The sequence below is a fragment of the Leucobacter sp. WKLB1 genome (genome assembly GCF_059696215.1).
Map to the genome: position 1 here is coordinate 3,022,141 of NZ_AP046115.1, position 12,673 is coordinate 3,034,813.

Genomic DNA, 12,673 nt, shown 5'->3' on the forward strand with positions numbered 1-12,673 from the left:
GTTTGCGAAAATGGCAAGGTGACTCGAATGGATGAACTGGAACGACTCGGTCCGCGACTGCGCTCTGCGCGGCAGGATCGCGGCTGGACGCTCGACGAGCTCGCCGATCGCGCGGGCATGTCTGCGAGCACCCTGTCGCGCCTCGAATCGGGCAAGCGGCAGGCGAGCCTGGAGCTTCTGCTGCCACTGACCCGACAACTCGGCATCCGCGTCGACGACCTGCTCGATGCTCCCACCAGCGATCCGCGCGTGCACCGAACCGCACTGCGCCGCGAAGGCCTCACGATCGCCCCCTTGACCCGAGAAGCCTCTGACGTGAGGGCCTTCAAGATCACGTACCACCCCGATGCTCCCGAGCGAGACCTGCAGGTGCACGAGGGGCACGATTGGCTTTTCGTGCTCTCGGGCAAACTGCGTCTCACCCTCGACGACCGCGAACACGTGCTCGGCCGGGGCGAGGCCGCCGAATTCGATACGTCGGTGCCGCATCGCCTGCGCGCCGAGGGCGGCAAGCCCTGCGAAGTCATCAGCATCTTCAATGCGGCGGGCGAGCGCCTGCACCTGCACGGCGCGTAGGGGCGGCTACCGCTCTGGCGCAGCCGCCGCCGCGAAGCGCTCAGCGAGCTCCGCGCAAGCCTCGGCGAGCTGCGGTGGGCCGACCACACGCATGGGCGCGTCGAACCGACCGAATGCGGCGGCCAGCGAGCCCCACGACCACGAGCCGAGTTCGAGCCGGCATGATCCCGCGTCAATTTCCGTGACCACCCCGTCGCCGACGAACGGCAGCACGTCGCGCGCCGCTCGTTCGAGCACCACAGCGCCGCGGCATGGCCAGGTCCCCGAGGCCGAACCGTGGAATCGCGCGGCGAGAAACTCTGCGACGCTGGCTGCCGGAAGCTGACGCGGGTGAAACTCGGGGCCCGTGTGCGCGGTCGGCGAGACGCGGTCGACGCGGAAGATACGCCAGTCATCGCGCGCGAGGTCCCAGGCGACGAGGTACCAGCGGCCGTCTGAGGTTGCGAGGTGGTGGGGTTCGACCCGGCGAGGTTCGGGATCGGCCGCTGCTCGTTCCCCGGACTCGCCGCCCGCACGGCGCTCGGCGTAGGCGAAGCGCAACACGACCCGATCGTGGATCGCGCGCGCGATCGCCGTGAGCGCGTCAGCTGAGACATCGCCCGCGGGCGCCGCCCCGGTTCGCACGATCGCGGTCACGTCGAAGGCATCCAGGCGATGCCTGAGCTTCGACGGCATCACCTGTCGAATTGTGCCGAACGCACGCAACGCCGCCTCCTCGAGCCCCGTGCCGAGCGCCGGGCTCGACTGCAGAGCGACCGCGACCGCGACGGTTTGGTCCTCATCGAAGAGCAGGGGCGGCAGCTCGCTTCCCGCGTCCAGACGATAGCCGCCGTCGCGGCCCGCGGTCGCTTGGATGCGATACCCCATCTCGCGCAAGCGATCGATATCGCGCCGGATCGTGCGCGGGTCGACCTCAAGCCGCGCCGCCAGCGCCGGCCCCGGCCAGTCGCGGCGGGCCTGCAACAGCGAGAGCAGCTCGAGGAGTCGGGTGGTCGACGTCATGCGATCCAGAATAGATTCTTTTGCGGACAGAAACTGACCTAGTGGGTTGCGATCCTGGATCTCTCGCGGCAAATCGCCCGACGAATCAGAGGAGCAGACATGACCATTCAGACCACCACCCACCTGAACTTCACCGGCGATGCACGCGCGGCGCTCGAGCACTATCAGAGCGTGTTCGGTGGGCACCTCGAGATTCGCACCTACACTGATTTCGGCATGCCCGCGGAGGCACCCGGCTCCGACCGCGTGGTGTTCGGGCTCGTGGCAAGCGCCGACGGATTCCGCATCATGGGGTACGACGTGCCGGGTTCCGGAGCTGGCACAGGTGCGATCGCGGGCGGCGGCTCGACCCGCCGCGAATCCGGCACCACGTGGACCGATCAGGCGGTCTTTGTCTCCCTCACCGCAGCATCGCTCGACGAACTACAGGGCTACTGGGACGGCCTGACCGTGGGCGCGCAGATCGTCGAGCCGCTCGCGGCGTCGGCGTGGAGTGCCGGCTTCGGCATGCTCACGGATCGATTCGGCGTCACCTGGAGCCTCAGCGTACTGGCGGCGTAGCCTCGCCGCCAACGGCCCGCAGCCGCAGCCCGCAGCCCGCAGCCCGCAGCCCATTCTGCGAATCGGGGTCAGAAATTGTTGTCTCCAGGCGCGCAACCAGCGCTTTGACAGCACTTTTTGACCCCGATTCGGTGAGCAGGGAGAGCGCAGTGAGCGTCAGGCTGCGGGATCCGATTCGAGAGGGCCGCCCGCCGCGCGCCAGCCGACGAGTCCGCGTGAAAGGTTCACCGCTGGGAACCCGAGTTCGACCAGCAGGTTCGCCGCCCAGGCAGATACGAATCCACCGGTGCAGAAGGTGATGAGGGTGCGGTGCTCAGGCAGCTCCTCCCAGCGCGCTTCGATCTGCGCGAGAGGCAGGTGCACCGCCCCGGGAACGTGCGCGCGCCGCCACTCCGGGTCGCCCCGCACATCGACGACCAGCGCGCCGGCCTCGATGAGCGCGCGAGCCTCGCCGACCGACACCGCGTCTGGCCGCCGCACGTACCGCGCGAGACTCACGCGCGGGCCTCCGAATGCTCAGAGTGCTCAGAGTGCTCCGCGTGCTCCGCGTGCTCCGCGTGCTCCAGTTCCCCTGCCACCGAGGATCGAGCCGCCCGAGCCGCCAGCAGTCCCCCGATCCCCGGAATCAGCGCGAGCACCCACACGCGGTGGCGCCCCCGCATTGCGAGCACGGCGCAGACCACGGTCGCCGTGTAGGCCAATCCGTGCACCGGCCCGAGCGTGCTGGTCACTACCGGGTGATGCACCGTCACCAGGTTGATGAGCATGAGCACCAGGGTCGCGAACTCGATGCATCCGACGATGCCGAGCAGCCGCTCGGCCGATCGCGCGTTCACAGGCCCGCGCCCGTCGTCGAGCCGGGCCGCACGATCATCAGTACGACAACGATGGCCCAGAGCAGGTTGAAGATGCCCGCGTGCATCGCCAACCGTGAGGCCGCCGGAGCAGGTGCCTGCAGCGCCTGCCCGTCAGGCGTCGCTCGTGCCGCGAGCGCCCGGCGCTGGCCGGGCAGCACGAGGCAGATCAGCACTGCCGCGGCGGCCGCCGTCAACACCATCGAGATGATCATCCACGCATTACCCAGTACGCCGAGGCTCACGGCGGTGGCGATCCCGAACACCGGAACGATGACGCCGATCACGGCGTACACCCGCGAGATCCGGTGCAGGACGCCCAGCACGGCGGTCGACCCTGGCGGCGCTCCCCCTGCTCGCACTGCGGCGGGAAACATGCTGGCCGCAATTGCGACCGGGCCGATGGCGAGAATTGCGGCGAGCACATGGACGGAGAGCAGAAACGCAGTCATGATGTGTCCATCGTCGCGGTTCGTGCGCGAGTGCGGGAGTGGCTTTCAAGACACAGTTCTCCGAATTCTCGCCACACGACAAAATTCGCGCACTTCGGCCCTGAACCACCGCCGCTGCGAGTACCGTAGGCGCATGCACACCGTCGCTGTCCTCGCCGTACCCGATGTGATTGGCTTCGATCTCGCCACCCCGGTCGAGACGTTTCGTTTCGTGCGCCTGCCCGATGGTCGGCCCGGCTATCGCGTCATCGTCGCCGGAGACGACCCCTGGGTCGAGGCGGGCCCCATGCGCATCGCTCCCGGCGCGGGCTTGGAGGCCCTCGAACGCGCCGACATCGTCATCGTGCCCGGCCGCAATGACTTCTCAACTCCGTTGCCCGAGTCCCAGCAACGGGCGCTCCAAGCAGCGGCGGATCGCGGTGCCACCGTGGCCTCCATCTGCGTGGGCGCATTCTCGCTCGCGGATGCCGGTCTGCTCGACGGACGACGCGCCACAACGCACTGGTTGGCGGCCGACGAGCTCGCGCGACGATACCCCTCAGTCGTGGTCGACCCCGACGCGCTCTACATCGGCGAGGGGCCGATCCTCACCTCTGCCGGGGCATCGGCCGGGCTCGACCTGTGCCTGCATCTCGTGCAGCGCGACTACGGCGTGGCCGTCGCCGCCGATGCCGCTCGCCTAGCGGTCGCACCGCTGCAGCGATCCGGGGGTCAGGCGCAGTTCATGCTGCGCAATCGCCCGACCGACCGCACCGCAACCCTCGAGCGCGTGCTCGAGTGGATCGATGCACACACCCACCAGGCCCTGACGCTCGAAGCGATTGCCGAGTTCGCGGGTTTGAGCCCGCGCACCCTGACGCGCCGCTTCCACGCTGAGACGGGTCAGAGCCCGATGCAGTGGGTGGGCGGGGCGCGAGTCAGGCAGGCGCAAGAACTGCTCGAAACCACGGACCGCACGGTCGACGGCATTAGTGCCCAAGTGGGTTTTCCGTCGCCCAGCAGCTTCCGCGTTCAGTTCGCCCGCACGGTCGGCGTTACCCCCGGCGCGTATCGATCAACGTTTCGCCCGGCCGCCTGAGCAGCCGCGTGAGCGGCGAATCGGTGTCGAAAAGTGCAGTCTCGTGAGCGCTTTCGGGCGTTGTGACCGCACTTTCTGACACCGATTCAGAGAAACGGGCGGGGCGGCTCCGCGCGCGGGCACGGGCCCGAGCGCGCACCCTCAGCCCGCGAAGGATTCAGCCCACTTGCGCACGCGGGCGGCGCTCTCCTCCTCAGAGAGGTCTTCGATGCGGGTGAGCACCGACCAGCGCACGCCGAACGGGTCGCGGATGCTCGCGAAGCGGTCTCCCGACACGAAGTCGGTCGCGGGCTCGCGCACGGTCGCTCCCGCCGCGACGGCCCGCGCGACCGTGTCGTCGACGTCGGGCACGTAGATGCCCATCGAGTAGCAATCGTCTTCGCCCTCGGGGCCGGCGACCAGGTGGTAGTCGGGCATCGGCTCGCCGAGCTGCAGGTGCCCGCTGCCGAAGTCGAGTTCGGCGTGCGCGACGACACCGCCGAACTCCGTGACATCGACCACGCGCGCGCCGAAGATCTCACGGTAGAACTCGATGGCGCCGGCGGCGTTCGGAATGGCCAGGAACGGCGTCAGACTGGTCGAGCCGTGCGGGCGACCATTCGTGGTGTGGGCGCCGGTTGCCGCGCGCGAGGGGCCTTGGTTCGAGGAAGGTTCAGCATTCATGGCTTCATCGTAAGATCGAACCCGCGGCGCCGTCTTGCAGATTTGCGCCACGTTCGGCGAGCGGGGAGTGCATGGATCAGGATCGACGCGGCGTACTGTTCCCCGCGCGTCTGCCCGAGTTTCATCGGTTGGCCGCCGAACCAGAGGTCGCGCACGCCGTACGGTGGATCTGGATTCCCGAGTGGCAGCTTCCGGAAGGTACGGAGTCGCGCCAGGCGGTGCTGCCGTTTCCGGCCTGCAATCTCGTGGTCGAGGGCGACGGCATCGAGCTCGTCGGGCCGTCGACACGACGGTCGGAGCGTGTGCTCACCGGCAGTGGCTGGGCCGTCGGGGCGCTACTGCTTCCCGCGGCGGCACTCGCGTTGACCGCGGGCGCGCCCGCCGAACTCCGCGATGCGGCGCGACCGCTCGCCGACGTCGCGTTGCACCGCGCGATCGATGCGGCGATGACCGATACGCTCGCACCCAGCGATGAGCGGCGCGGGCTCGCGGCTCGGCTGCTGTCGGGGTGGATCGCAGAGCGCGTGCCGACACCTCGCCCCGACAGCGATGCGGCGCTCGCGAACGCGCTCGGCGCTCTGCTCGAACTTCCCGAGATCACCCGTGTCGATCAGCTCTCGGAGCGGCTGCACGCGTCGACGCGCACGCTGCAGCGTCTTGCCGACCGCGCTTTCGGCATCTCACTCCACGCAATGATTCGACGTCGGCGGCTGCAAGAGGCGGCGGCGATGCTGCGGGATCGCCCCGACCTCAGCATCGCCGCGCTCTCAGCGCAACTCGGCTATACCGACCAGGCCCACTTCTCGACCGACTTCAAGTCGATACTGGGGGTCACCCCGACAGCGTTCCGCGCGTCGGCGGCATCTGTCCCGCCGGTCTAGCCGCCCCTGCCCATCTCACCGACCCCACCCTCCCGGATCGGGGTAACTTCGGGCCGGTGCGGGGGCGGTTTTCGCGGCGCGCACTGGCCGAAAGTCACCCCGATCCGGAGTAGGGGGTTGGCGGGTGGGTGGCGCCGCGACCTAGACCGTGGGCTCGCCGATCGACAGCATGAGGCGGTTCGCCCAGTTGAAGAACGCGCCGGCCTGAATCGCGTCGAGCAGTTCGAGCTCGTCGAGTCCCGCGGTGCGCAGCGCGGCGAGCTCGGCCGCACCGAAGCGCGGCGGAGTCGCCGTGAGCGCCACCGTCGCGTCCACGATCGCGTCGATGCGCGGGTTGACGCGCGCGCTCACGCCCTCGTCGAGCAGGCGCTGCACCTCGGCGCGATCCGCCCCCTGCTCAGTCGCGAAGCGCGAGTGCACCGACGCGCAGAACACGCAGCCGTTGTACCGCGACGCGGCCGCGGCGGCGAGCTCGCGCTCCGCGCGCGGCAGACCAGCGTCAGTGTTGTAAAAGATGTCGAGGTCGGTGAGCGTGCGTTCGCGCAGCGCGTCGGGGTCGCGCGCCAGCAGGCGGAAGTACGGCATGTGCACGCGGTCGCGCTGCACGAGCGCCTCATAGTGGTGCTCGGTGAATTCGGCGACGGGCAGGGGCTCGATCCAGGGCTTCCAGCCAAGCGAATCCTGGGTGAAGCGCGGCGGCTCGTCGACCTTCGGTGCGGCGGGGAGCGTCTCCGACGCGGGTACCGGAGCGGCGGAAGCCGATGCGCCCGCGCGTGCTCGTGCGGCGGCCGCGACGTCGGCGGCGAGCTCGGCGAGCGACGCACCGGCCGCCGCCGCACCCCCGAGGCTCTCGCGCAGTTCGCGCAGGCCGTGCGCGACGCGCAGCTGGAACGCGAGGAACGAGACGAGCTGCGACAGCGTCACGATGCCGGTGGAGCTCCACCCGGCATCGAGCAGACGGCCCAGGCGCCCGCGATCGGCGTCGCGCGGGTGCAGCACGAGCATGTGCGCGTGCTCGAGCGCGGCCGACAGGCGGTCGCCGAGTGCGTAGGCGGCTTCCACTGACGCGACCGTGTACTCGGGCCCGGCAACACTCTCGGGTGCGTTCTCGGCACGGAAGGCGCCGTACGGACCCTGGCCGACGGCCCGCTCGGCCTCGGCGACGATCAACGGTTCGAGGCCCGCACCGCCACCCGTCTCGCGCAGCAGCGCACCGTAGAACTCGACCGCCTCGGCCTCTTCGTGCAGGCGTGCGACGAAGAGCGCCACCGCGGCGCGCTCGGGCAGCGACACCTGCGATGCGTCGGTCGGCACGAAGATCGCCTCGAAACTGCCCTGGGCGTGATCCCGCGATTCGGGGCGACGATTGCGCGCCTGATCGAGCAGATCGCCGGGGGCGATGCCGGTGAGGGCCGCGATGAGGTCGGAGGTTCCGGTCGCGTGGCGGGTCATGGGTGGTGCTCCTTCGGTCAGATCTCCCAGTGCCCGGACGACAGCGATGCGCCGGGAATCGCCTCGAGCAGGCGCTGGGTGTAGGGGTGCTGGGCGTTCGTGAAGACGTCTTCGGTGCGGCCGTGCTCGACCTGCTGGCCGCGCTGCAGCACGGTCACCGTGTCCGAGATTTGGCGCACCACAGCAAGGTCGTGCGAGATGAAGACGTAGGTGAGCCCGAGATCGTGCTGCAGGCGCGCGAGCAGGCGCAGAATCTGGGCCTGCACCGTGACGTCGAGCGCCGAGACCGCCTCGTCGAGCACGACGAGCTCGGGCTCGACGATCAATGCGCGTGCGATGGCGACGCGCTGCCGCTGGCCACCCGAGAGTTCACGGGGTCGACGAGCCGCGAACTCGGTGGGAAGCGACACGATCTCGAGCGCGTTCGCAACCCGATCGGCGCGGTCGGCTCGGGTGCCGATGCGGAAGTTCTTCAGTGGCTCGGCCAGGGTCTGGCCGATACTCAGTCGAGGGTCGAGGGAGCCGTACGGGTTCTGGTAGACCATCTGCGTCGTGCGCCGAAACTCGCGCAGCGCCGACCCGCGCAGCTGCGTCACTTCGGATTCGCCGACGCGCACACTGCCCGAGGTGGGCACCGAGAAGCCGGCGATCGCGCGGCCGGTCGTCGTCTTGCCCGACCCCGACTCACCCACGAGCGCGTGCGTGGTGCCGCGCGCCACCGTAAACGAGAGGTCGTCGACGGCGATGAAGGCGTCGTCGCCGCGACCGAACTCCTGGCGCAGTGCGGTGACCGCAACGAGCGGTGCGAGGGCGCCGGTCGACCCGGCATCCGCAGCGCCACCCGTGCGCTCAGCGACCACCACCCGCTCGCGCTCGACGAGCGTGCCGAACGAGGGCGCATCGGCCATGAGCTGTTTCGTGTACTCCGACGACGGCTGGGCGAGCACCTGAGCGGCGGGACCCGACTCCTGCACCTCGCCGCCGCGCATCACCACGACGCTGTCGGCGCGATCCGCCGCCACCGCCAAGTCGTGCGTGATGAACAGCACGCCCGTGCCGGTCTCCTCGCGCAACCGATCGATGAGGTCGAGCACGGTGCGCTGCACGGTGACGTCGAGCGCAGAGGTCGGCTCGTCGGCGATGATCAACTCGGGGTCGTTCGCGAGAGCCGCGGCGATGAGTACGCGCTGGCGCATGCCGCCAGAGAACTCGTGCGGGTACTGCTTCGCGCGGCGAATGGGGTCGTCGATGCCGACCTGCTCGAGCAGGGCGTGCACGCGATCCTGCACCTCGGCCCGGCTCGGTCGGCCGTGAATGCGCAGCGACTCGCTGATGCTCTTGCCGATGGGCTGCACGGGGTTCAACGAATTGCCGGGGTCTTGCGGAATCAGCCCGATGCACCGCCCGCGCAGGTCGCGCCACCGGCGTTCGGGCAGACCGACCAGCTCGGTCGTGCCGAGGCGGCGCTCGTTGAGCGTGACGCTTCCAGCCGTGATGCTGCCGTTCGACGCGAGCAGGCCGATGACCGACTGGGCGACGGTGGTCTTGCCCGATCCTGACTCGCCCACGACGGCCGTGACCTCGCCCGCGCGCACGTCGAAGCTGACGCCGCGCACGGCGTCGACCGCGCCCTGCTTCGTGCGGTACTGCACCGCGAGATCGCGGATACTCAGGAGCGGCGCAGTTTCGGCGCTCATGCGTTGCCTCCCTCGCTGATGGCGCGGCTGAGTCGGTTGCTCGCGATGACCACGAGCACGACGACGAGGCCGGGCAGGGTCGTGAGCCACCACGAGGTGGCGATGTAGTTGCGCCCCTCGGAGATGAGCAGGCCCCACTCAGGGGTGGGCGGCGGGGCACCGTAGCCGAGGAAGCCGAGGGTCGAAATCTGCAGAATCGCGGAGCCGAGCTGCAGTGCGGCGAGTGCGATGACGGCCGTGACCGAGTTGGGCAGAATATGGCGCCAGAGCACCCCGAAGAACGTGCCGCCCGAACCATACGCAGCCTCGACGAACTCGCTCGCGCGCACGCTGACGACCTGCGAGCGCGAGAGCCGGGCGAACACCGCGACTGAGGTGACGCCGACGGCGATCGCCGCGTTCGCCGTGCCGAATCCGAGCAAGATCACGACACTGAGCGACAGCAGCAGGGTCGGGATCGCGAGCAGCACATCGACGAATCGCATCAGGGCCTCATCGACCCAGCCGCCCACTGCGCCGGCCGAGACACCGATCAGCGACCCGAAGACGAGGCCGACGAGCACCGCGATGAGCGCCGCCGTGATCGACTGGGAGGCACCGTACACGACGCGCGCGTAGAGGTCGCGGCCCGTCGCGTCGGTGCCGAACCAGTGCTCGGCGCTCGGCGCCTGCAACGACAGACCGACGCTCTCGTTCGGGCTCACCGACGTGAACAGGCCGGGCGCGACCGCCCAGGCGAGCGCGATGAGCAGCACGATCGCCGGCACAAGCACGCCGGGGCGCAGCAGCGATTTCCAGGCGAACGGGCGCTTGCCGCCGGGCACCGCGCGAGCGGCCGAGACGTCGATGGCGGTCATGCCGTCACTCCTGCCGACTTGCGGGCCGCGCGCTGCCGCAACCGCGCATCGAGCACGGGGTACAGCAAATCGACCACGAGATTGATGGTGACGTAGACGACGGTCGCGATCACCACGACGGCGAGCAGCACCGGGGTATCGCGATTCGCGACGGCCTGCGCCGTGAGCGCGCCGATGCCGACGCGGCCGAACACCGCCTCGGTCACGATGGCGCCGCCGACGAGTTCGCCGAAGAGCAGACCCGCCATCGTCAGTGCGGGCAAGAGCGCGTTCGGGGCGACGTTGCGCCACAGCAGCCACGACGTGCTCGCACCGCGTGCGCGCACCACCGCGACGAACGGCTGCTCGCTCACCTCGTCGATGCTGCGCAGCAGCACCTGGGCGAGTGGCGCCGCGATGGGGAACGCGAGGGTGATGGCGGGCAGGATCAGCGACTGCAGTTCGGTCGCACCGATCGTGGGCACGAGGCCAAGCTGAAACGAGAAGATCTGGATGAGTACGATGCCGATCCAGAACACCGGCAGTGAGACGAAGAGTGGCGGCAAGTTGCGGAAGATACGGCGCAGCCACGTGCCTGCGCCGTAGCTCGCGGTGAACGCGATGACCACGGCCAGGAAGACGGCGAGCACCAGCGCGACGATCGCGAGGGTCAGCGTCGAGGGCAGCGCCTCGGCGAGCAGGGTCGACACGGCCGCGCCGCTCTGCACCGAGTACCCGAGATCGCCGCGCAGGAACGCGCCGACGGAGTCGAAGAACCGCACGAAGAACGGTCGATCGACTCCGTAGCTGGCGCGGATCTCGGCGAGCTGCTCGGGTGAGAGCCCCAGGTCAGGGTTGCCGAACCGCGCCATGACCGCGTCGCCCGGAAGCGCCGCGAGCAGAATGTACGCGGCGGTGTACGCGAGCGCGAGGACCAGGATCGCCTGGCCCACGCGCCGCAGCAGCGCCACTCCCGTCACTTCGTGAGCTGCACGTCGTAGAACGAGGGCCGGCCGATGGACTCGGTGCTGAAACCCTGCACGGACGAGAGCAGACCGAAGACCTGCGGCTCCTCGAAGAGCGGCAGCACATAGGCCTGCTCGGCCAGGCGCTGCTGGGCCTTCGCGGAGGCGGCGGCGCGCTCATCGGAGGTCGGCACCGAGGCGATCTCGGCAAGGTCGGCGTCGAGCTCGGGGTCGGCGATGGTGCCGGTCGCGGTGTCGAGGTTCAGCAGCGCGTTACGGTTCGTCGAGAACAGCTGCGACTTCAGCACGTCGTAGTCGGCGCGGCCGACCATGGAGTGGTACACCTGGATCTCGTCGGCGCTGAGGCGGGCCTCATCCTGCGCGGCCTGATCGCCCGGGAAGAGCTTGACCTCGACGCCGAGCTTCGCGAGCTGCTCCTGGATCAGCGTGACTACGTCCTTCGAGCGCGGCTGCGGCAGCGCTTCATTGAAGGTGATCGAGAGACGTTCGCCGTCTTTCTCACGGATGCCATCGGCGCCCGGCTTCCAACCGGCCTCGTCGAGCAGCTTCTCGGCCTGTTCGGGGTCGTACTCGTAGAACTTCGAGGTATCGGTGTACCCGAGTGCCGACTTCGCGAGGATGCCGGTCGCGAGCGGGTAGTTCTCGGTGAAGAGGGTGTCGACGATCGCCTGGCGGTCGATGCCCGCGATGATCGCCTGGCGCACCTTGATGTCGTTGAGCGGCGCATGCGAGAAGCGGAAGCTCAGGCTGTTGTTCACGCCGTTCGTCGCGGCGTGCACCAGCTGCAGGTTGTCACCGGTGAACTGCGCCTCGTCGGGTGCGGGAATCTGACGTGCGACCTGGGCCTGGCCCGACGTCACCGTGCCGACGCGCACGCTCGACTCTGCAGCGACGATGAAGTTCACGCCGTCGAGGTGCGCGCGGCCCTGGTGCTCGCGCGACTCCGGTGCCCAGTCGTAGTCCTCGCGCACCGTGAGGTCGGTCTCCTTGCCGATCTGCTCATCGGCGATGACGAACGGGCCGCTGCCGATGATGTCCGTCGCGTTGCCGGGGCCGAACTCCTCGTTGGTGCGATCGAGCGTGGCGTTGGCCAGTAGACCCGAGTTGATCGTCGAGGTCGCCTGCGCAAAACCGGGCGACGGAGCCGAGAAGACGAACTTCACGGTGTGATCGTCGATGACCTCGCCGTGATCATAATTATTGATCGCTTCCGAGATCGACAAAGCGCGGTCGGTGTCGCCCTTGCCGTACAGATCGAAGTTCTTGACGACATTCTCCGCGTCGAGCGGGGTGCCGTCCGAGTACGTCACGTCGTCGCGGAGCGTGAAGGTGTATTCCGTCGCGTCGGCGTTGACCTCGGGCAGGGCGGTCGCGATCCACGGCTCGAGCTCAAGGGTCTCGGGGTTCTGCCACAGCAGGCGATCCGTCACCTGATTCACGATGCCACCATTGGGATAGAAGCCCGCGGCCGGCGGGTAGAGCGTGTTCCAGGTTTGCGGCTCAAGGTAACTGAGCGTGCCGCCCTCCTGCGCCTCGCCCGACCCGCTCCCCGAGCCCCCGCTCGTCGAGCAACCGGTCAGTGCGATGGCTGCAACGGCGAGGCCGGCGATCCAGGCGATCCGACGCTTCTTCATG

The 12,673-nt window shown here is 69.1% G+C and carries 14 protein-coding genes; 4 read left to right on the forward strand and 10 right to left on the reverse strand.

Annotated features, from left to right (window positions below; genetic code table 11):
* Positions 1-27: 27 nt before the first annotated feature.
* Positions 28-576, forward strand: a complete 549-nt coding sequence (locus ACZF5Y_RS13850; RefSeq protein ID WP_497533273.1) for a helix-turn-helix domain-containing protein — start codon at positions 28-30, stop codon at positions 574-576.
* Between the two features lie 6 nt (positions 577-582).
* On the opposite strand, the gene ACZF5Y_RS13855 is transcribed toward ACZF5Y_RS13850, so the two are convergent.
* Entirely contained in the window at positions 583-1,578 is a 996-nt protein-coding gene (locus ACZF5Y_RS13855) for a helix-turn-helix transcriptional regulator (RefSeq protein ID WP_497533274.1), read from the reverse strand.
* A gap of 99 nt (positions 1,579-1,677) precedes the next feature.
* On the opposite strand from ACZF5Y_RS13855, the gene ACZF5Y_RS13860 reads away from it, so the two are divergent.
* Positions 1,678-2,139 (forward strand): VOC family protein, encoded by a 462-nt coding sequence (locus tag ACZF5Y_RS13860; RefSeq protein WP_497533275.1) that lies wholly within the window; start codon positions 1,678-1,680, stop codon positions 2,137-2,139.
* Between the two features lie 156 nt (positions 2,140-2,295).
* Here ACZF5Y_RS13860 and ACZF5Y_RS13865 read toward each other — a convergent pair whose 3' ends face one another.
* Genes ACZF5Y_RS13865 through ACZF5Y_RS13875 form a run of 3 tightly spaced genes read right to left on the reverse strand, consistent with a single transcriptional unit; the run spans position 2,296 to position 3,445 of the window.
* Complete coding sequence (locus ACZF5Y_RS13865; RefSeq protein WP_497533276.1) at positions 2,296-2,637, reverse strand: rhodanese-like domain-containing protein; 342 nt, start codon at positions 2,635-2,637, stop codon at positions 2,296-2,298.
* On the reverse strand, positions 2,634-2,975 hold the full coding sequence (locus tag ACZF5Y_RS13870; RefSeq protein ID WP_497533277.1) for a hypothetical protein: 342 nt from the start codon (positions 2,973-2,975) through the stop codon (positions 2,634-2,636). The genes ACZF5Y_RS13865 and ACZF5Y_RS13870 overlap by 4 nt, the downstream gene beginning before the upstream one ends.
* Entirely contained in the window at positions 2,972-3,445 is a 474-nt protein-coding gene (locus ACZF5Y_RS13875; RefSeq protein ID WP_497533278.1) for a DUF2269 family protein, read from the reverse strand. The genes ACZF5Y_RS13870 and ACZF5Y_RS13875 overlap by 4 nt, the downstream gene beginning before the upstream one ends.
* A gap of 133 nt (positions 3,446-3,578) precedes the next feature.
* Between ACZF5Y_RS13875 and ACZF5Y_RS13880 the strand changes: the two genes are divergently transcribed.
* Positions 3,579-4,523 carry a GlxA family transcriptional regulator gene (locus tag ACZF5Y_RS13880; RefSeq protein WP_497533279.1) on the forward strand — a complete coding sequence of 315 codons (945 nt, stop codon included), beginning with the start codon at positions 3,579-3,581 and terminating at the stop codon, positions 4,521-4,523.
* A gap of 141 nt (positions 4,524-4,664) precedes the next feature.
* Here the strand turns inward: ACZF5Y_RS13880 and ACZF5Y_RS13885 are convergent, their stop codons facing one another.
* Positions 4,665-5,186, reverse strand: a complete 522-nt coding sequence (locus ACZF5Y_RS13885; RefSeq protein WP_497533280.1) for a VOC family protein — start codon at positions 5,184-5,186, stop codon at positions 4,665-4,667.
* A gap of 71 nt (positions 5,187-5,257) precedes the next feature.
* Here ACZF5Y_RS13885 and ACZF5Y_RS13890 point away from each other — a divergent pair, with 71 nt between their 5' ends.
* The gene (locus ACZF5Y_RS13890) at positions 5,258-6,067 is read left to right on the forward strand and encodes a helix-turn-helix transcriptional regulator (RefSeq protein ID WP_497533282.1); all 810 of its coding nucleotides are present in this window, start codon (positions 5,258-5,260) and stop codon (positions 6,065-6,067) included.
* Between the two features lie 141 nt (positions 6,068-6,208).
* Here ACZF5Y_RS13890 and ACZF5Y_RS13895 read toward each other — a convergent pair whose 3' ends face one another.
* The 5 genes from ACZF5Y_RS13895 to ACZF5Y_RS13915 are packed head-to-tail and all read right to left on the reverse strand — an operon-like array spanning position 6,209 to position 12,672.
* Positions 6,209-7,519, reverse strand: coding sequence for an alkylhydroperoxidase domain protein (locus ACZF5Y_RS13895; RefSeq protein WP_497533283.1), 1,311 nt, complete (start codon positions 7,517-7,519; stop codon positions 6,209-6,211).
* 17 nt (positions 7,520-7,536) lie between these two features.
* Positions 7,537-9,216, reverse strand: a complete 1,680-nt coding sequence (locus ACZF5Y_RS13900; protein WP_497533284.1) for a dipeptide ABC transporter ATP-binding protein — start codon at positions 9,214-9,216, stop codon at positions 7,537-7,539.
* Positions 9,213-10,073 carry an ABC transporter permease gene (locus ACZF5Y_RS13905; RefSeq protein WP_053387235.1) on the reverse strand — a complete coding sequence of 287 codons (861 nt, stop codon included), beginning with the start codon at positions 10,071-10,073 and terminating at the stop codon, positions 9,213-9,215. Before ACZF5Y_RS13905 ends, ACZF5Y_RS13900 begins: the two co-directional genes overlap by 4 nt.
* Positions 10,070-11,032 carry an ABC transporter permease gene (locus ACZF5Y_RS13910; RefSeq protein ID WP_497533285.1) on the reverse strand — a complete coding sequence of 321 codons (963 nt, stop codon included), beginning with the start codon at positions 11,030-11,032 and terminating at the stop codon, positions 10,070-10,072. The genes ACZF5Y_RS13905 and ACZF5Y_RS13910 overlap by 4 nt, the downstream gene beginning before the upstream one ends.
* The gene (locus ACZF5Y_RS13915; protein ID WP_497533286.1) at positions 11,029-12,672 is read right to left on the reverse strand and encodes a TIGR04028 family ABC transporter substrate-binding protein; all 1,644 of its coding nucleotides are present in this window, start codon (positions 12,670-12,672) and stop codon (positions 11,029-11,031) included. Before ACZF5Y_RS13915 ends, ACZF5Y_RS13910 begins: the two co-directional genes overlap by 4 nt.
* Between the last annotated feature and the right edge of the window lies 1 nt (position 12,673).